Source organism: Empedobacter sp. UBA5924 (assembly GCF_002431085.1).
Taxonomy (GTDB): domain Bacteria; phylum Bacteroidota; class Bacteroidia; order Flavobacteriales; family Weeksellaceae; genus Empedobacter; species Empedobacter falsenii_B.
Genome location: NZ_DJDM01000034.1, coordinates 1 through 19,244 on the forward strand (window position 1 = coordinate 1; position 19,244 = coordinate 19,244).

Genomic DNA, 19,244 nt, shown 5'->3' on the forward strand with positions numbered 1-19,244 from the left:
GCAATTGCGAGGTTTTTTTATGCTTTTATTTTAGATAATCTAACGTATTTACTTCTTTAAACTTTGGCGAACGTCGTAAGAAATCTTTGAAGAAAGCCGTATGCGTAGCACCCATTAATACAAAAATACGATCGTCTTTTGTAATCGGCACATTGTTCATATTTGAGAACATAGCTAAATTTCTATGATAATATTTCGCCGCTTGCTCTGCTCCTACTGGATATTTTTTGTATGAAACCGTCGTTAACATATCCGCATTAACTGCAACAGAAAAATCTAAAAATTCTGGTTGATTATAGTACTGCAATAACTCTTTTAATTTTACATCTTTTTTTGTTACTCCATTTTTCGATTCATTATTTCGGAACATTTCAATGTATCTTTTGAATGTAATCGAATCATCTTGCTCTTTCAACAAATCACCAAGCATATAAAGATAATCTTCTTGATAATTAATTCCGTAAATTTTCTTCGATCCGCTTAGTCTCCCAACTTCATAAGCCAATAACTCAACTTCGTTTGGATTTTCAAACTTCATTTTAGGATTAAGTAAATAATCTTGAAAAAGTTTATTCAACACTTTATTGCGAGAAGGATTTTGTTCAACTAAAATAATTGTAGGTTTAAAAGCCGCAATCTGCTTTGCTATTTCATGTATTTGACGAACATTATCTTGGTTATTCTCATCAAATTCAGTCGTACTTGCATCTGGAGTATATCCCATGTGAAAAGTCCCAACATTAAGAACTGGAATCGCATCATCAAATTTTGTTTGAAAATTATATTTTGCCTGAGCAGATAAATTAACAGAACCTAAAACGGTAATGATTGTGATAAATAAGTTTTTCATTTGAATTAATTTTTAATTATGATTCAAATTTCTGTGATTCTGAAAAAATTGACTTCTATTTATCGACTAACCCATTTGATTTATCGACGAATCACTTCACTTTTATCTAGAAAAGAATCTAATTTTACAAAAAACAAAAACAATGGAGAGTGATAAAAAAAATTTAAGTTTCTCAAATCAAAAAAGCGTATTTATACTTTTAGGTTTTTGGGTTATTTACATTCTGTTTGATTACATAACAATTGGATTAGTTAATCTAACTAACGGAAATTCATTTTTTAAATCAATTACATTATTTGCATCAACAATGTATATTGTTCAGTTAATTACAATTTTTATTATCTATTTTTTTATTGCCCCCTATTTTCTTAAAAAAATAAATTGGAAATCGATATTATTCTCTATAGTATGTTCCTTTACAACATTCATTATTGTTCGTTATTTTATTGAGCAAATTATTACAGATTTTTTGTTCCATAAAGTCAATTATTTTGAAGGAACAACAATTAGTTTTTACATTTACGACAATTTACATTATGGTTCTTTTATCGTTTTTTCGTCACTTTTTTTATGGATGACATTCCATTCAATCCATACACTAAAACAAAATAACATCATTGAAAAAGAGAAAAAAGAAGCTGAAATTAATTTTCTCAAATCTCAAATTAATCCTCATTTTTTGTTTAATACACTCAATAATATTTATAGTTTGGTGAGTGTAAATTCTCCTCATTCGTTAAAAGCAATCGAAAATTTGAGTGCAATTATGCGTTTTACAACCTACGAAACCAATAAAGATAAAATTGAAATTGAACGAGAAATTGATTACATCAATCAATATTTAGATTTGGAGCAGATTCGTTATGGAGAAAAATTTTATGTCGAAAAAGAATTTTTGATTGAGAATTCTAAAAAATTAATTCATCCATATATTATTTCGCCTTTAATCGAAAATGCAATAAAACATGGTGTTGTAAAAGACATTAATCATCCAATTAAAATCAATTTAAAAACTAATTCTGAATACCTTGAGATTTCCGTTTCAAATAAAATTAATCAACATCAAAAAGATGAAACTTCAGGAATTGGATTAACGAATTTGAAAAAAAGATTGAATTATTATTTCGGAAATAATTATACTTTCGAAATTAAAAACGATTATGAAACCTTTCATATTTACTTAAAAATTCCATTAAATGACGAAAATTAAGTGTATTATTTTAGACGATGAACCTTTAGCTGTTGAATTATTGAAAAAACATGCTTCTGAAAATGAAAATTTAATTGTTTCACTTGCAACAACTGAAGTTTTTGAAGCAATTGATTTTCTCAAAAATAATAAAGTTGATCTTATTTTCACAGATATTCAAATGCCCGAATTGACTGGAATTCAGTTGATGAAAATCCTTGATCATTCTCAGAAATTCATTGTCACAACAGCTTATCAAGATTATGCTTTAGAAAGTTTTAATTTTCATGTGGTTGATTATTTATTGAAACCTATTACGAAAGAACGTTTTGATGCCTCTATAAAAAAATATGTTGATTTTTTTCAAACGACATCAACTAAAAATCAGTCGACTTATTTGTTTGTAAAAGCAAATGGAAAGCAAGTAAAAATTAATTTTTCAGATTTAATTTACATTGAAGGTTTGAAAGATTATATTCGAATTCATACCAAAACTGAAAAAATATTAGTCTTAGAAACCATGAAGTCTTTCGAAGAAAAATTACCAAATCATTTCAAAAGAATTCATCGTTCGTATATCATCAATCTTGATTTTTTAACTTCTATTGATGGAAATTCTGTTTATCTCAATCAGAAAATTTTACCAATTGGAGAAACTTATCGAAAAGAAATGAAGGATTTTGGTTAAGAATTATTAAGAACAAAAAATACTTGTCTTTTCGAGCTTGTCGAAAAATCTCAGATTCTTCATTTCGTAAACACTGCATTCAGAATGACAATAACAAAAAACTCCAACTTTAAAGGTTGGAGTTTTTTGTTTATATATTTCTTGTTCGTTGTATCAGCAACATATCAGCCAAAACCATCGCAGCTAAACTTTCTACAATAGGAACGGCTCTTGGAACAACACAAGGATCGTGACGACCTTTTCCATGCATTTCTACCATTTTGCCATCTGCATTCAACGTTGTTTGTTCTTGCATTAATGTCGCAACTGGCTTGAAAGCAACTTTAAAATAAATATCCATTCCATTTGAAACTCCACCTTGTATTCCTCCAGAATAATTGGTTCTTGTTGTTCCATCTTGGTTGAATTGATCATTCATTTCTGAACCTTTCATCGATGTAGAAGCAAAACCTTCGCCGTATTCAAAACCTTTTACGGCATTTATCGACATCATCGCCTGTCCTAAACGTGCATGCAATTTATCAAAAATTGGTTCACCTAAACCAACTGGCACATTTTGAATAACACAAGTTACTTCACCTCCAATTGTATCACCTTCTTTGCGAATTTCTTTGATATGATTAATCATTTTTTCTGCCATTTCTAGATCTGGACAACGAACTGCCGTTTCTTCAATTTTAGAAAAATCTAATGTAGAATAATCATTATCCAACTTCAACTCACCTACTCCGCTTACATAAGCTGTAATATTGATATTTGGAATCACATGTTTTGCAACAGCACCACCAACAACCCAATTAGCCGTTTCTCGCGCAGAAGTTCTTCCTCCACCTCTATGATCGCGAACACCATATTTGGTTTCGTATGTAAAATCGGCATGAGAAGGACGAAAAACGTCTTTTATATGATCGTAATCGTGAGATTTTTGATTATCATTCGGAATAATAAACCCGATAGAAGCACCTGTTGTTTTTCCTTCAAAAATACCTGAAAGAAATTGTACTGTATCTGGTTCTTTTCGTTGTGTCACAATTGCAGATTGTCCTGGTTTACGACGATCTAATTGCGCTTGTATCCAATCAAAATCTAATTCGATTCCACTTGGAACGCCATCAATTACACCTCCAATCGCTACACCATGACTTTCGCCAAAAGTTGAAATTTTAAATAATCTTCCGAATGTATTCACAATAGTATATGAGTTTTTGTTTTTATTTTTCGAATTGATAAATCACCGCATTAACATTCATTGTAGCTCCAACAGAAGCTAAAATAATTGTATCATTTGCGTGAAATTGATGAGGAGCTAATTCTCCTTTTTTGATTAAATCAAACATTGTAGGAACCGTTGCTACAGATGTATTTCCTAAGAATTGAACAGTCATTGGATCAATTTTTTCTGGAACAGCTACACCATATAATTTGTATAAACGCTCTATCATCGCATGATCCATTTTTGCATTTGCTTGGTGCAATAAAATTTTATCAATATCAGTAATTGATAAATTTGTTTCATCTAACAATTCTTTAATTGCTGGTGGAACATTTTTTAATACGAATTCGTAAACTTTACGGCCTTTCATATTAATTGTTTTGATTGAACCTTTATAATCTGGATTAGCAGAACGTCCATTTGTCAAATAAGCCAATTCATCACCTGTATAACTTAAAGTTTCATGATTGATGATTCCATATTTATAGTCAGCTTCTTTTGCTTCTAAAACCACTGCTCCTGCTCCATCTGCAAAAATCATCGCAGAACGATCATGTGGATCTACAGCACGAGATAACGTATCAGAACCGATTACCAAAACTTTCTTTGCAATATTTGCTTGAATAAATTGATGTCCTAAAATCAATGATTCTATCCAACCTGGACAACCAAATGTCATATCATAAGGTTTACATTTTAGGTTTTTGATTCCTAAATTATGTTTTACTTTTGCCGAAATAGACGGCATAATATCAATTTGATGACCAACAGGATCAATATCTCCAAAGTTATGCCCAACGATTATATAATCTAATTCTTCTGGATTAACGCCAGATTCTTCAATTGCTTTTTTAGCTGCAAAAGTTGCGATATCAGAATTTAATAAATCATCTTCTACATATCTTCTTTCTCTGATTTCTGTAATTTCCTCAAATTTACGCGTAATTTCTTCACCAGTTTTATCCAAACGATTTCCACTTTCGTCATAAAATTCGTGGTTAACAAAATCTTCGTTCGTAACAATTCTATTTGGTAAATAGTGTCCAGAACCTGTAATTACAGAGTTTATCATATTAATATTGTTCAATTTTAATAAAAAAATAATAGCGACAAAGTTACACATTTCATTAAAATAGTAATGAAAAATATGTAATAACTCATGCCGAAATTAATAAAGTATAATTAATTTAGCAGCATGAAAAAAAATCCTTCATTAATTGGTCTTTTAATCGTCTGTGGATTAGCTGCTTTGATCGTTGTTATTTATAACACTTTTTTGAGCAAAAAAGATGGGTATGTGATTGACAATCCATCAAACAAAACCTTGACAATCAAAATTAACGATAAAGATTTTACAATTGCACCGCAACAAAACGCAAGAGTAGACCTGAAAAAAGGAAAAGCGCATATCGTTTATAGTTTTAATAACAAAAATGTAGATACAGTTGTAGATATTACAAGAGCAAATGGTTTTATAAATCCAACGCATCAAGAATATTATACATTTACACGACCTTATGGTGTTAGAAAAAACAAAGATTCTATCTTTTTATCAAACAATATTGCAATAGATAACAAGGTTTATCACGGAATTATCGAAAAATCTTCTCAATTATACATCGAAAACTTTTACTATAACATCGATCAAGATTATCCTAAAATGTTCATAAAAAGTAGTGGAAGCGAGAAAGCAACTGATTTATCGAAAATATTTAACAAAGAAGATTTTAAACAATTTTATTTCGAGAATTACGAATAAGATTTAGATTTTATAACTTTACAAAATGGCAAATCATCAACACGATGCAGTAACTCCTTACGAAGCATCAGATCTAAATAAAAAGAAACAAGTCGAGCAAATGTTCGATAATATTTCGCCAAAATACGATTTATTAAACCGTGTTTTATCAATGGGAATCGACATTCAATGGCGAAAAGATGTTATCAAAATGGTAAAAGCTTCTCAACCAAAAACGATTTTAGATATCGCGACTGGAACAGGAGATTTAGCGATTATGATGGGTAAAAATACCGATGCAAAAATTACTGGATTAGACTTATCTAACGGAATGTTGGAAGTTGGTCGCAAAAAAGTAAAAGAAGCTGGATTAGAAAATCGTATCGAAATGGTGCAAGGTGATTCGGAAAATTTACCTTTTCCTGATAACACTTTTGACTGTGTGACCGTTTCTTTTGGTGTTCGTAATTTTGAAAACTTAGAGAAAGGTTTAGCAGAAATTAATCGTGTTTTAAGACCTGGAGGAACTTTCGTTATTTTAGAATTTTCTTATCCTACAGCTTTTCCAATGAAACAGTTGTACACATTTTATTCTAAAAATATTTTACCTGCAATTGGTAAAATGGTTTCGAAAGATCAAAGTGCTTATACCTATTTACCAGATTCAGTTCGTGCTTTTCCACATGGAGAAGAAATGAAAAACATTCTGAAAAGTGTAAAATTTACACAACCTATTGATAAAAAACTTACTTTTGGTATTGCAAGCATTTATAAAAGTATAAAATAAATTTGCTTGTTATTCGTTGAAAGTCTATGAGAAAAAATCTAATCATCGCATTATCGTTAACTGTTGCTAGCATTGCAAATGCGCAGTTTCGCCCTAATAATGACAGAAGCGAAAACAGAACTGAAACTGATCAGAAAAAATTTAGTTTTGGATATTTCTTGGGAACTAATATGATGAGTTACAAGATTGTTCCTAAAGCACAAACTAACCCTGTCCCTGGAGCTCCTCAAATTCCAGAAGATGATGGAGTAAATGAACACGGTTTAGTTTATTTAGATCAAGAAAGTAAAGCTGGTTTCTCTGTTGGATTAATCGCTAAAATGCGTGTGAATGATTACATCGACTTAAAGTCTGAACCAGGATTGCATTTTGCACAACGTATTTTACATTTTCGTAACGCCCCTTTAGCTGGAACATCAACTGGTACTTACGAAGGAGATTTAGAAGATTCTAATGTAAAACGCGAAGTAAAATCTACTTATATCGAAATCCCATTGTTACTTAACTTTCACGGAGATCGTTGGTTCAATACACGTCCATATATTCAAGGAGGTTTGGGTTATCTAATGAATTTACAATCGAACGAAAATAAAGAAGACGATAACGCTACTGGAGTTTTCAGAACAACAACGAATAACTTTAACTGGCAAGCAGAAATTGGTGTTGAAATTTATTTCAAACGATTTAAACTTACACCAGCCCTAAAAGGTATGTTCTTCTTTAATAATGAAATTGTTCCTGATAAACCTTCTACAGATCCTTATTGGACAGGAAGTTTGAATTCATTATCAACCAGAGCATTTGTTTTTTCTCTAAAATTTGAATAAAAATTTAAAGTCATAATCATAAAATAATAAAAACCATAAATAATATAATCACATGAATTTTCAATTATCGGAAGAACAATTAATGATTCAAGAAGCTGCTCGTGATTTCGCTAAAGCCGAATTATTACCAGGAGTTATCGAACGCGACGAAACATCTACTTTCCCAACTGATGCAGTAAAAAAAATGGGAGAACTTGGATTCTTAGGTATGATGGTTGACCCAAAATACGGAGGATCTGGTTTAGATAGTGTTTCTTATGTCATTGCAATGGAAGAAATAGCTAAAGTTGATGCTTCTGCTGCTGTTGTCATGTCAGTTAACAACTCTTTGGTTTGTGCTGGTATGGAAAAATATTGTAACGAAGATCAAAAACAAAAATATTTAGTACCATTAGCTTCTGGTCAAGTGATTGGAGCATTTTGTTTATCTGAGCCAGACGCTGGTTCTGATGCAACTTCTCAAAAAACTACTGCGGTAGATATGGGAGATCACTATTTATTAAATGGTACAAAAAACTGGATTACGAATGGTGGAACAGCTTCTACTTATTTAGTAATCGCTCAAACTGATCCAGAAAAAGGTCACAAAGGAATCAATGCTTTCATCGTAGAAAAAGGATGGGCAGGCTTCGAAATTGGACCAAAAGAACAAAAAATGGGAATCCGTGGTTCTGACACACATTCATTATTCTTTAATGATGTTAAAGTGCCAAAAGAAAACCGTATTGGTGAAGACGGATTTGGATTTGCTTTCGCAATGAATGTCTTAAACGGAGGACGTATTGGTATCGCTTCTCAAGCTTTAGGAATTGCACAAGGTGCTTATGAATTAGCGTTAGATTATGCAAAAATTCGTAAAGCATTCAAAACAGAAATCATCAATCACCAAGCTGTTGCATTCAAATTAGCAGATATGGCAACTAATATTACAGCTGCTCGTATGTTATGTTTTAAAGCTGCGGTTGAGAAAGACGAAGGAAAAGATATTTCTATTTCTGGTGCAATGGCAAAACTATTTGCTTCTAAAACAGCGAACGAAGTTGCTTCGGAAGCCGTTCAAATTCATGGAGGAAATGGTTATGTTCGCGAGTATCATGTAGAACGTATGATGCGCGATGCAAAAATTACTCAGATTTACGAAGGAACATCAGAAATTCAAAAAATTGTAATTTCGAGAGGAATTGCTAAATAATTTTAAATAAATATAATTATTTTTTATCTTTATAAGACATCTGTTAATGACAGATGTCTTTTTTTATTTATTTAATCAAAAAACAATACGTCGTATATTTGTGGCGGAAAAAATATAAAGAAGATGAAAATTTTTAGATTCGGACCAAAAGGTCAGGAGAAATCAGGTGTAATCATCGATGAGAAAAAATTCGATGTTTCAGCATCAGGAATTATTTATGATGATGATTTTTTTGGAAATACAGAAAAACAAGAAACTTTACAAAAATATATCGAGCTTAACATTAACAGCTTGCCATTAGTTGAAGATGATGTACGTATTGGTACACCTTTAACTCGCCCAGGAAAAATTGTTTGTGTAGGTCTTAACTTTGATGATCACGTAAAAGAAACAGGTTTACAACAACAAGCAGAACCGATTATGTTTATCAAAGCTAATCAATCGTTTAACGGACCAGAAGACGGAATTATGCAACCAAATGGTTCTACAAAAATGGACTGGGAAACAGAACTTTGTATTATTATTGGTGAAAAAGCAAATAATGTAACGGAAGAAGAGGCAATGAATCACGTATATGGTTATGCCTTAATTAATGATATTTCTGAGCGTGCTTTCCAAACAGAACGTGGAGGAACTTGGGACAAAGGAAAAGGATGTGATACATTTGCACCTGTTGGACCTTTTATTGCAACAAAAGACGAAATCGAGGATGTAAATAATTTACGTGTTTGGTTAAAATTAAACGGAGAATTAATGCAAGATGGTAATACAAGTGATTTTATTTACCGTATTCCTAAATTAATTTCTTACCTATCTCAATTTATGTCTTTCTTACCTGGAGATATTATTTCTACAGGTTCACCTGCAGGATCAGGAATGGGAAAAACACCTCAAGTTTGGCTAAAACCAGGAGATGTTATCGAATATGGAATTGAAGGTTTAGGTTCTACAACTCAAACTATTTTACCTTTCTCAAGAGGTTAAAATAAGATATCTTACAATAAAAAAAACCGTGCAATTTAAATTTTGAATTGCACGGTTTTTAAATTTTGTTTAGCGTCATACTTAATTGATTAAACAATAAAACGAATTCTTTTTCATACAATCAATCGATTAAATAGAACGTCTAATTCGAAAAAAATATTGGATATTCAATTAATTAACGTAATTTTGCAAACGTTTTGACAACCATCTAAATGGTACAAATCCATCAAAATGACGAATAATTCCTAAAATCTTTTGGGAAAACAGAATCATTTTGTACATTTGCACCCCGATCGGATTGTCGGTAATTTATAAAATATTAAAAATCAAGATAGTGGACACGTTAAGTTACAAAACTTCATCAGCCAACAAAGAAACTGCTCAGAAAGAATGGGTAGTTGTGGACGCTTCTGACTTATCATTAGGTCGTTTAGCGTCAGGTGTTGCGAAGCTTATCAGAGGTAAGCACAAAACAAACTTCACTCCTCATGCAGATTGTGGAGATTATGTAATTGTTTTAAACGCTGACAAAATTCAATTAACAGGTAACAAATGGGATGACAAATTATACATCCGTCACACAGGTTACCCAGGTGGACAAAGATCATTAACTGCGAAAGAAGTTTTTGCAAAAGATCCTGTACGCTTAATCGAAAAGTCAGTAAAAGGAATGTTACCTAAAAATAAATTAGGTAGTAAATTATTGACTAATTTACATGTATTTGTTGGTACTGAGCACAATCACGAAGCTCAACAACCAAAACAAATCGATATTAACGAATATTTATAATCTAATTCCATGGCAATAGTTCATAAAATCGGACGTAGAAAAACATCTGTTGCTCGTGTATACTTACAAGAAGGTAATGGAGAAATCTTCATTAACGGGCGCGAGTTAGCAATCTACTTCCCTACAGCAGTATTACAATACAAAGTAGAACAACCATTTTTAATCACTGGTACAAAAGAGAAATACAATGTAGATATCAAAGTATTTGGTGGTGGAATCACTGGTCAAGCTGAAGCAATTCGTTTAGCTATTTCTAGAGCTTTATGTGAAGTTGACGCAGATTTTCGTTTACAATTAAAACCAGAAGGGTTATTAACACGTGACCCACGTATGGTTGAACGTAAAAAATTCGGTCAAAAGAAAGCGCGTAAGAAATTCCAATTCTCTAAACGTTAATTTATTCAATTCATTAAAAAATCCATTTTCCGTTGGTTTAGCATCTAAACAAATAAGGCTAGAATTTTTCGACCACTTGTTTGTTGCTTGTTGAGATAACGGAACGTAAACTAAAAAAAAGAAAATGGCAAAAGTAAATGTAAAGGACTTATTAGGTGCTGGTGTGCACTTTGGTCACTTAACAAGAAAATGGAATCCGGCTATGGCTCCTTATATTTTTATGGAGAAAAACGGAATCCACATCATCGATCTTCACAAAACTGCAGTGAAATTAGATGAAGCATCTGAAGCTTTAGGAAAAATTGCTGCATCTGGACGTAAAGTTCTTTTTGTTGCAACTAAAAAACAAGCAAAAGATGTTGTAGCTAAGCATGCTGAAGAAATCAACATGCCTTATATTACAGAACGTTGGCCTGGTGGGATGTTAACTAACTTTGTTACTATCCGTAAAGCAGTTAAAAAAATGAATTCAATCGATCGTATGAAAAAAGACGGTACGTTTGAAACACTATCTAAAAAAGAAAGATTACAAGTTGATCGTCAAAGAGCATCTTTAGAGAAAAACTTAGGTTCTATCGCTGATATGACACGTTTACCATCTGCAGTATTTATTGTAGATATCGTACGTGAGCACATCGCTGTAGCAGAAGCTCAAAAATTGGGTATTCCAATCTTTGCAATGGTTGATACAAATACTGACCCTCGTCAAGTAGATTTCCCAATCCCTGCAAATGATGATGCTTCTAAATCTATCGATATCATCTTATCTACAGTAGCTGATTCTATCAAAGCTGGTTTATCTACACGTAAAGCAGAAAAAGAAAAAGCAAAAGAAGGTAAAGAAGAAGGAGCTGAAACAAAAGAAGCTTAACATTAACTTGATGATCAATTCATCGATATAATATACCTTGTAGCTCCTACACCACTTTGTGGTGTACGAGCTACTTTTATTTAAAATATTAAGAAACAAAATAAAAATATTACTATGAGCTACAAAGCAACAGCCGCTGAGGTAAGTAAATTAAGAAACGCAACTGGTGCGGGAATGATGGATTCTAAAAAAGCTTTAGAAGAAGCTGGTGGAGATTTCGATAAAGCTGTAGAAGTTTTACGTAAACAAGGACAAAAAGTAGCTGCTAAAAGAGCTGACCGTGATTCTACAGAAGGTGCAGTTATCGCTAAAGTTAACGCTGACCAAACTAAAGGTATCGTTATCGCTTTGAACTGTGAGACTGACTTCGTTGCTAAAAATGAAGCTTTCGTTGCTATGGCTAACGAAATCGCTGATTTAGCTTTAACAGTTAACTCTAAAGAAGAATTATTAGCTTTACCATTCGCAGGAATTACAGTTGGTGAAAAATTAACTGAGCAAACAGGTGTTATTGGAGAAAAAATCGAAATTGGAACTTTCCAAGCTATCGAAGGTGCTATCGTTAATTCTTACATCCACGCTGGTAACAAAATTGGTGCTGTAGTTTCTTTATCTGCTAACGTAGAAGGTGCTTCTGAAGTAGCTCGTGACGTTGCTATGCAAGTTGCTGCTATGAACCCAGTAGCATTAGATGAAACTTCTGTTGCTCAATCTGTAATTGACACTGAATTATCTATCGCTAGAGAAACTTTAGTTGCAGAAGGTAAACCAGAAAACATGATTGAAAACATCGCTCAAGGTAAATTACAAAAATTCTTCAAAGAGAATACATTAGTTCACCAAGCGTCAATCAAAGACGGAAAAACTTCTGTTCAAGATGTCGTTAAAGCTGTTAACGCTGACTTGAAAGTAACTGGATTTATCCGTTACAGCTTATAATAAGTTTATAATTTTTATTATATATCTTAAAGTGATGCTAAAATTTAGCATCACTTTTTTGTTTGGTATATATTTTGAAATGTTTGTTTTATAATTATTTATTTTTATATTTGTTAGGATTACAAGCATATGAAACACTTTATACTATTTATAACTATATTTTTATTCACCATAACATCTGCATCAGCTCAGTCGAGATTTGATCAGGACAAAGGCTCTGTTAGCATTTATCCAAATCCTGCGAGTTCTACGTTTACAATAAAATTTGATAATCCATCGAAAGCAAGTTCGGTATCTATATACTCGATTATTGGAAATGAAGTGATGAATAAAAAATTAGACGGAAGCCAGAAAGCAAACTTTAACGTACAAAGTTTGAAAAAAGGAAAATACATTGTTCGCGTTTTTAATGAAGATGGAACAACAGAAACACAATCGTTAATTAAGAATTAAGATTATTCATATAAAACAAAAAAGCTTCTCAAAAATTTGAGAAGCTTTTTTTATATCGTTACCCGAAAGTTTATTTCGCTTTCTTGTAATTATCTTCAACTTGTTTCCAATCCAAAACATTGTTAAACGCTTTCAAATAATCATCGCGTTTATTTTGGTATTTTAAATAATAAGCATGTTCCCAAACATCAATTCCTAAAATTGGCGTTCCTGCAACCTCTGCTCCTGGCATCAATGGATTATCTTGATTTGCTGTAGTTGTAACCGCCAAACTTCCGTCCGCTTTCACAACCAACCAAGCCCAACCAGAACCAAAACGTTTAGAACCTGCTTCGTCCAATTGCTTCATCAATTCTTCTGTAGAACCAAATGTTGCATCAATCTTCGCTTTAAGATCTCCTGTAGGCGCTTTCTGCGGCGTTGGAGACATAATATCGAAATATAGCATGTGATTGTAATATCCACCAGCATTGTTGCGTAAAGCAGCATTATTCATATCCATTTTTTTCAAAATGTCTACAATATCATTCGATTTGATATTTGCTTCTTTTAGCGCTGTATTCAATTTGTTGATGTATCCTAAATAATGTTTAGAGAAATGAACTTCCATTGTTTTTGCATCAATGTATTCGTTCAATTCATCGTAACCATATTTTAAAGGTTTAATTTGGAAAGTTCCTGGGTCAGCTTTAACATCTGTAGGATTTCCAACAGGCTCTGCAGCAGCTTGCACTGTATCTTGTTTTACAACTTCTTTAGTTGTTGAGTCAGCATTTTCTTTCTTCGTTTCGCATGACTGAACAAAGAAAAGAACACCCAAAACTGACATCAAAAATATACCCTTTTTCATCTTATTCTTTTATGTAGTTTACTTATGATATTAATATTTCTACTAAAATATACTAAAACTATCGAATATAAAATTGATTTCTTTTAATTTTCTGTTAAAATGGAGATTAGAATGTATTTTTATTACATTTATAATAATTAACACGAAACAAAATGACGATTAAAAATCTATTTGCAATCATAATCAAATTGATTGGTTTTTTCTTTATTATAGAAACTTTTATAACATTTTTTCCCGAGCAAATCAATCTGTTAATGAACTTTGATGTAATATTTCCTGAAGAAATAAAAAGTCAAAATATCGTTTTATTTCCTTACATCACGCTTATAATTCTATTCATTGTACTGTTTTTGATTTATTATACTTTCATTTATAAAACAGAAATTATGATTAGATTTCTTAGAATCGAAAAATATTTTGAAGATACAAGAATTGAAAATCTTACAATTCCTATTCAAAAATATGCGCAGATTTCAATAATAATCGTTTCGATTATTTTATTGATTTTTCAATTACCTATTTTTATCAATACAACAATTAAGTATTTTAGTGTAAAAGATTCTTTTCAAGATGGACTAACTTCTGATTTAATTTCGAGTTCAATTATTATTCTACTTTCATTTATTGGAATTATTTTCAGCGATAAACTCTCAAAAAATTTTGCAAAATAAACACTATTTTATTTCAGATATTTTAATTATTCTTATTTTATTAATTATAAAAAACCAAAAATGAAATATTACCTAACTTATATTCTATTTATAATTTGTTCAATTTCTTTTTCACAAAATATTGATGAAAAAAGAGATATACTAATTCATAATCTTTGTAATATCCTTTCCGAAAATAAAAATCTTAATGATTTAGATAGAATTAATTTAGTTAATCAAGATGTTAGTTTAATTAAATATTTTAAAGATTTTTCAAAAGATGAAATTCAAGCTGAAGAAGAAGCTATTTTTTATAGATTTCAAAAAAAATGTAAAGAATACACTGATATAATAAAGAAATTCTCTGAAAAAAATAATGAAAACTGGATTACTTTAGAAAATTTGCCTAAATCAACAATCAATGATAAAGATTATAATTTAGTAAAGTCAGCTTCTGAATTATATTATTTTGACTACGAAGGAAATAAAACAATTGTAAAAATTGAAGATAATAATTGGATTGAATATTTTATTGATGAATCTTTTTCTAAACTAAAATTATATTGGATAAAAAATAATGATTTTAATCTAGAGTTTTTAGAAAGCAATAATTCAATGAAAAAATCATTTAGTAGAAAAGGAGAAATATATCAATATAGAATTTTAAGTAAAGAGAATAATTATTATTGGATCGCTTATTATACAAAAGATCTAAATAATATCGTAAAATTTAAATTATATATTCAATAAAAAACCTTCCATTACGGAAGGTTTTCTTGTTATATCGAGTTTCTTAATCTCTCTTATAATTTACGACAGCTTCTATAAAAGCTTGTGCATTTTCTACTGGAATATTTGGTAAAATTCCGTGACCTAAATTGGCAATATATTTATACGGACCAAAATCGTCAATCATTTCTTTTACCATTTGCTGAATAGTTTCTGGTGGAGATAACAAGCGAGAAGGATCAAAGTTACCTTGTAACGTCTTTTTGAAACCTGTAAACTCACGCGCTAATTGTGGCGTAATTGTCCAATCAACACCCAAAGCAGAAGCTTTAGAATCTGCCATTTTCTCTAAAGCAAACCAACAACCTTTTGCAAAAACTGTTACAGGAACTACTTTAGAAACTTCGTTCACAATTTGCTCGATGTATTTCCAAGAAAATTCGTCATAATCTTTTGGAGATAACATTCCACCCCAAGAATCAAAAATCTGAATCACATTTGCACCATGTTCCACTTTTTTCAACAAATATTGAATCGTAGTTTGAGTGATTTTCTCTAACAATTGGTGCGCTGCAACTGGATTTTGGAAACAGAAACCTTTCGCTTGATCAAAAGATTTAGAACCACGACCTTCCACTGCATAACACAACAATGTCCAAGGCGATCCTGCAAAACCAATCAACGGAATATTATTATCCAATTCTTTCTTTGTGATATCCATCGCTGCATAAACGTAACCTAACTCTTCTTCAACATCAGGAATATAAACTTTTTCTACATCTTGAGCTGTACGAATACGATTCTCTAACCACGGACCAACACCAGGTTTCATCTCGAAATTCATTCCCATTGCTTGTGGTACAACCAAAATATCCGAAAAGATAATGGCTGCATCCAACGGAAAACGACGAATTGGTTGAACTGTAATTTCAGCCGCTAATTCTGGCGTTTGACAACGTGTAAAGAAATCATATTTATCTCTCAATTCGATAAATTCTGGTAAATAACGTCCTGCTTGACGCATCATCCACACTGGCGGACGCTCTACCTCCTCACCTCTCAATGCTTTTAAAAGCAAATCATTTTTTATCATTGATGTATTTTTTTATATTTTCGATAACCACTTCCACCAAAGGTGTTTGCGCAGTTATAATTTCATAATTTGGATAAACTTCTTGTATCGCAGAGGTTGTTGTATTTCCGATTGTAAAAATACGCGAACTTTCTGAAATTTCATTTTGTTGATGAAACGCTTTGAATGACAACGGACTAAAAAAAGCATACGCATCAAAAGTTTCATTTAATTGATAAACAATTTGTTCTGATTGATATGTCATAATTTGATTGACTTTGTGATTTGCTTTTGACAATTCATTTACCAACAAATCTCGGCGCGAAGAACCGCATAAAAAATTCCATTTCGGAGAATAATTTCCTGAAATCAATTTCGGAGCTAAATCTTCTGCATAATCTTCAACCAACACAACTTCTCTGTTTTGTGCTTTTAGTTTTTCTGCCGTTTTTTTTCCAACAACAAAAAAATGACCATTCAATTCCAATCCTTGAATGGCATTTACTGTATTTTGACTCGTCACGATAAATTGATGAACGGATTCATCAACCTGTGCAGAAATTTCATTTTTCGAAGTCAATTCAATTTGTAAAGTTGGTTTACAAACCACCTCAACATCAGTTCCAAATTCTTTTTCAAGCAATTCAGGAGAAATAAACTTCGTGAATAAAACTTTCGTTCGCACTATTTCGTTCCGATTTCTTTTTTAATTTCTTCAATCATTTTTGCTGCACCTTGCGCAATACATTCTTCAGCAAACTCACGACCTTTCGTCAAATATTCATCTGCTTTGAATTGTCTTTCGATTGAAATCATCTCTTGTCCATCAATTGATAAAATTGCTCCTTTGAACGAGTAATTTTCTTCATCAATTTTTTCAACTAACGCACCAATTGGCGCTGTACAACCTCCTTCTAAAACATTCAAGAATTGACGTTCTACCGTAGCAAAAAGTTCACATTGAGCATCATTAATATCACTCAAATCCAAACCTTCTTTGGCAACAATTCCCAAAATTCCTTGTGATGGCGCAGCAATCATCCAATCAATCACTTTATAATGAAGACCTTTTTCAGCCAATTCATCTAAAATATCTGAACGATCCAAACCTGCAAAAGCAAATACAGCTCCGTCCCAATCTGCATTATCTTGCAATTTTTTCAGACGTAATTGCACATTTCCACGTAAATCTACAATCGTATCATTTGGATATTTATGATTCCAAAATGCTTTACGACGCAAAGATCCTGTTGCAATAATTCGGTGTTCTTTCTCGAAAATATCTTCCGATTTGTACACCAAAATATCCGCAGAACTTGCACGTTCTGGATACGCAATCAACTCTAATGTTTCTGGTAAAACAGTTGGAACATCTTTCAACGAATGAACCGCAATATCTACTTGATCATTCAACAAAGCAATGTCCAATGAACGCGTAAAAACACCTGTTAAACCTAATGAATAAATGGGTTGTTTTAGATTTGCATCACCTTCAGAAGTAATCGGAACGATTTCTGTTGGATGACCTTTTGCCTCAAGAATAGAAGCAACTTTATTGGCTTGCCAAAGTGCTAACGGACTTTGACGTGTACCAATTTTTATTATTTTCATGATTGTATTAAGCTTGTTTTAAATGAAACATTTTTTCGATTAACTGAATTGTTTCGTCTGCATTTTCTTTATTTTCAATCAAATAAGAAGCAAACTGATTTGTAATTTTCTGAATTACTTTTTCAGTTAAAATCGTTTCATTTTCGTCAATGTTTACATTATCTTTTTTCAAATTATTTAAAGCAAAACTCTGAAAAAAGTCTAATCTATCTTTGAAAGATTGAATAGCTGGAACCAATTCTCTGGTTTCTAACCATTCGTAAAACTCTGTAGAATGCTCCTCTATAATTGCCAAAGCTTCTGGAATTGCATTGCGACGTTGCGCAATCGTATCATCTACCATTTTAGATAATCCGTCCACATTTACCAATTGAATAGATTCGCGAGCAGCCAATGTATGAATTACATTTTCTGGAACTGACATATCAATAATCGTCATTTCCTTATCGAACGGAATCATTTCTTCTGTAATCGTGTAATTACTTGCTCCCGTTGCAACAATTAGAATATCTGTTTTTTGTAATTCTTCTTTTAATTCGCTGTGATCTTTTACGGTAATATCATATTTCAATCCAAGAACTTCTGCCTTTTCTTTTGTACGATTGATTAACGTAATGTTTGTATTTGGATAATGTTTGACCAAATTAGCGCATGTATTACGACCAATTTTACCAATTCCGTACAACAAAATATTTTTGTCGACCAAGTTTCCTTGCGTTGCTTGAATAAAATTAACTGCCGAATATGCAACCGAAGCAGAACCGTTACTTAAGAAAGTTTCGTTCTTTACTTTTTTACTAATTTGGATCGCAGTATTTACCAAACGCTCTAAAAAAGCATTTGATGCGCCTTGTTTTTTGAAACGGGAAAACCAAATTTTGATTTGTCCGATGATATCAAAATCACCTAAAATCTGACTTTCTAATCCCGACGAAACACGGAATAAATGTGTAATCGCTTCTTCTCCTTCTTTTACCATCATAAATTGACGGAATTCATCTGCATTACCTTCTGTGTATTTACAATATTGCTCAACGATTTGATCTTCGTTTTCTGCAAAACCATAAAATTCAGTACGATTACAAGTTGATACAATAAAAAAGTTTTCTAAACCATTCGTTTTAGAATCTTGTGTAAACATTTCAACTTGTTCCGGGAAAAAAGTAAATTTACCTCGTGTAATGGCGTCAGCTTTTTCATAACTGATTCCGATTACGTAAAAATTTTCTTCCGTTTTATTACCTCTAATTGCCATTTCTTCAAATACTGATACAAAAGTAGTTTCAAAAGTCTTCGAAAAATAACTTTAAAAAGAAAAAATAACGCTAAAAATTAAAGTTTGCTTTTTTAGAATAATTATAAATTAAAGGTTTATATTTGTATGTAAACCATTATAAAGAGCGAAGTTGACAATT

Annotated in this window: 22 protein-coding genes; 14 read left to right on the forward strand and 8 right to left on the reverse strand. The window is 31.7% G+C overall.

Annotated features, from left to right (window positions below):
- Positions 1 to 25 precede the first annotated feature (25 nt).
- Positions 26 to 850, reverse strand: a complete 825-nt coding sequence (locus B3792_RS09380) for a DUF5694 domain-containing protein (RefSeq protein ID WP_291069458.1) — start codon at positions 848 to 850, stop codon at positions 26 to 28.
- Between the two features lie 469 nt (positions 851 to 1,319).
- Here B3792_RS09380 and B3792_RS09385 point away from each other — a divergent pair, with 469 nt between their 5' ends.
- Together B3792_RS09385 and B3792_RS09390 are read left to right on the forward strand one after the other, a co-directional pair.
- Positions 1,320 to 2,060, forward strand: coding sequence for a sensor histidine kinase (locus B3792_RS09385; protein WP_185144074.1), 741 nt, complete (start codon positions 1,320 to 1,322; stop codon positions 2,058 to 2,060).
- Complete coding sequence (locus B3792_RS09390; RefSeq protein ID WP_125348776.1) at positions 2,047 to 2,727, forward strand: LytR/AlgR family response regulator transcription factor; 681 nt, start codon at positions 2,047 to 2,049, stop codon at positions 2,725 to 2,727. The genes B3792_RS09385 and B3792_RS09390 overlap by 14 nt, the downstream gene beginning before the upstream one ends.
- Before the next feature lie 130 nt (positions 2,728 to 2,857).
- On the opposite strand, the gene aroC is transcribed toward B3792_RS09390, so the two are convergent.
- Together aroC and B3792_RS09400 are read right to left on the reverse strand one after the other, a co-directional pair.
- Positions 2,858 to 3,916, reverse strand: a complete 1,059-nt coding sequence (gene aroC, locus B3792_RS09395; protein WP_291069460.1) for a chorismate synthase — start codon at positions 3,914 to 3,916, stop codon at positions 2,858 to 2,860.
- A gap of 22 nt (positions 3,917 to 3,938) precedes the next feature.
- Complete coding sequence (locus B3792_RS09400) at positions 3,939 to 5,012, reverse strand: 3-oxoacyl-ACP synthase III family protein (RefSeq protein ID WP_180904964.1); 1,074 nt, start codon at positions 5,010 to 5,012, stop codon at positions 3,939 to 3,941.
- A gap of 123 nt (positions 5,013 to 5,135) precedes the next feature.
- On the opposite strand from B3792_RS09400, the gene B3792_RS09405 reads away from it, so the two are divergent.
- The 10 genes from B3792_RS09405 to B3792_RS09450 all read left to right on the forward strand — a co-directional run bounded on the left by B3792_RS09405 (position 5,136) and on the right by B3792_RS09450 (position 12,917).
- A complete protein-coding gene (locus B3792_RS09405; RefSeq protein WP_291069462.1) occupies positions 5,136 to 5,699 on the forward strand; it encodes a hypothetical protein in 564 nt (187 codons plus the stop codon).
- 25 nt (positions 5,700 to 5,724) lie between these two features.
- The gene (ubiE, locus tag B3792_RS09410; protein ID WP_038334486.1) at positions 5,725 to 6,465 is read left to right on the forward strand and encodes a bifunctional demethylmenaquinone methyltransferase/2-methoxy-6-polyprenyl-1,4-benzoquinol methylase UbiE; all 741 of its coding nucleotides are present in this window, start codon (positions 5,725 to 5,727) and stop codon (positions 6,463 to 6,465) included.
- A 26-nt stretch (positions 6,466 to 6,491) separates the two neighbouring features.
- Positions 6,492 to 7,292, forward strand: a complete 801-nt coding sequence (locus B3792_RS09415) for a porin family protein (protein WP_038334485.1) — start codon at positions 6,492 to 6,494, stop codon at positions 7,290 to 7,292.
- Between the two features lie 52 nt (positions 7,293 to 7,344).
- Positions 7,345 to 8,484 (forward strand): acyl-CoA dehydrogenase family protein, encoded by a 1,140-nt coding sequence (locus B3792_RS09420; RefSeq protein WP_115001412.1) that lies wholly within the window; start codon positions 7,345 to 7,347, stop codon positions 8,482 to 8,484.
- Between the two features lie 123 nt (positions 8,485 to 8,607).
- Positions 8,608 to 9,468, forward strand: coding sequence for a fumarylacetoacetate hydrolase family protein (locus tag B3792_RS09425; protein WP_125348772.1), 861 nt, complete (start codon positions 8,608 to 8,610; stop codon positions 9,466 to 9,468).
- A gap of 334 nt (positions 9,469 to 9,802) precedes the next feature.
- Positions 9,803 to 10,258, forward strand: coding sequence for a 50S ribosomal protein L13 (rplM, locus tag B3792_RS09430; protein WP_038334665.1), 456 nt, complete (start codon positions 9,803 to 9,805; stop codon positions 10,256 to 10,258).
- Between the two features lie 9 nt (positions 10,259 to 10,267).
- Entirely contained in the window at positions 10,268 to 10,654 is a 387-nt protein-coding gene (gene rpsI, locus B3792_RS09435) for a 30S ribosomal protein S9 (protein ID WP_038334481.1), read from the forward strand.
- Between the two features lie 124 nt (positions 10,655 to 10,778).
- The gene (gene rpsB / locus B3792_RS09440; RefSeq protein WP_038334479.1) at positions 10,779 to 11,525 is read left to right on the forward strand and encodes a 30S ribosomal protein S2; all 747 of its coding nucleotides are present in this window, start codon (positions 10,779 to 10,781) and stop codon (positions 11,523 to 11,525) included.
- A 114-nt stretch (positions 11,526 to 11,639) separates the two neighbouring features.
- Entirely contained in the window at positions 11,640 to 12,464 is an 825-nt protein-coding gene (tsf, locus tag B3792_RS09445) for a translation elongation factor Ts (protein ID WP_038334478.1), read from the forward strand.
- A 129-nt stretch (positions 12,465 to 12,593) separates the two neighbouring features.
- A complete protein-coding gene (locus tag B3792_RS09450; RefSeq protein ID WP_115001418.1) occupies positions 12,594 to 12,917 on the forward strand; it encodes a T9SS type A sorting domain-containing protein in 324 nt (107 codons plus the stop codon).
- A gap of 70 nt (positions 12,918 to 12,987) precedes the next feature.
- Here the strand turns inward: B3792_RS09450 and B3792_RS09455 are convergent, their stop codons facing one another.
- Positions 12,988 to 13,767 carry a superoxide dismutase gene (locus B3792_RS09455; RefSeq protein WP_038334476.1) on the reverse strand — a complete coding sequence of 260 codons (780 nt, stop codon included), beginning with the start codon at positions 13,765 to 13,767 and terminating at the stop codon, positions 12,988 to 12,990.
- Between the two features lie 386 nt (positions 13,768 to 14,153).
- On the opposite strand from B3792_RS09455, the gene B3792_RS09460 reads away from it, so the two are divergent.
- The gene (locus tag B3792_RS09460; protein WP_147280018.1) at positions 14,154 to 14,438 is read left to right on the forward strand and encodes a hypothetical protein; all 285 of its coding nucleotides are present in this window, start codon (positions 14,154 to 14,156) and stop codon (positions 14,436 to 14,438) included.
- Between the two features lie 60 nt (positions 14,439 to 14,498).
- Positions 14,499 to 15,167 (forward strand): hypothetical protein, encoded by a 669-nt coding sequence (locus B3792_RS09465; protein WP_115001420.1) that lies wholly within the window; start codon positions 14,499 to 14,501, stop codon positions 15,165 to 15,167.
- A 43-nt stretch (positions 15,168 to 15,210) separates the two neighbouring features.
- Here B3792_RS09465 and hemE read toward each other — a convergent pair whose 3' ends face one another.
- Genes hemE through hemA form a run of 4 tightly spaced genes read right to left on the reverse strand, consistent with a single transcriptional unit; the run spans position 15,211 to position 19,084 of the window.
- Positions 15,211 to 16,239 (reverse strand): uroporphyrinogen decarboxylase, encoded by a 1,029-nt coding sequence (gene hemE / locus B3792_RS09470; protein WP_115001423.1) that lies wholly within the window; start codon positions 16,237 to 16,239, stop codon positions 15,211 to 15,213.
- Positions 16,226 to 16,903: a uroporphyrinogen-III synthase gene (locus B3792_RS09475; RefSeq protein WP_280051037.1), complete on the reverse strand. Its 678-nt coding sequence runs from the start codon at positions 16,901 to 16,903 to the stop codon at positions 16,226 to 16,228. The genes hemE and B3792_RS09475 overlap by 14 nt, the downstream gene beginning before the upstream one ends.
- On the reverse strand, positions 16,903 to 17,829 hold the full coding sequence (hemC, locus tag B3792_RS09480) for a hydroxymethylbilane synthase (RefSeq protein ID WP_291069467.1): 927 nt from the start codon (positions 17,827 to 17,829) through the stop codon (positions 16,903 to 16,905). Before hemC ends, B3792_RS09475 begins: the two co-directional genes overlap by 1 nt.
- Before the next feature lie 7 nt (positions 17,830 to 17,836).
- Positions 17,837 to 19,084, reverse strand: a complete 1,248-nt coding sequence (gene hemA, locus B3792_RS09485) for a glutamyl-tRNA reductase (protein ID WP_180904971.1) — start codon at positions 19,082 to 19,084, stop codon at positions 17,837 to 17,839.
- Positions 19,085 to 19,244: the final 160 nt, after the last annotated feature.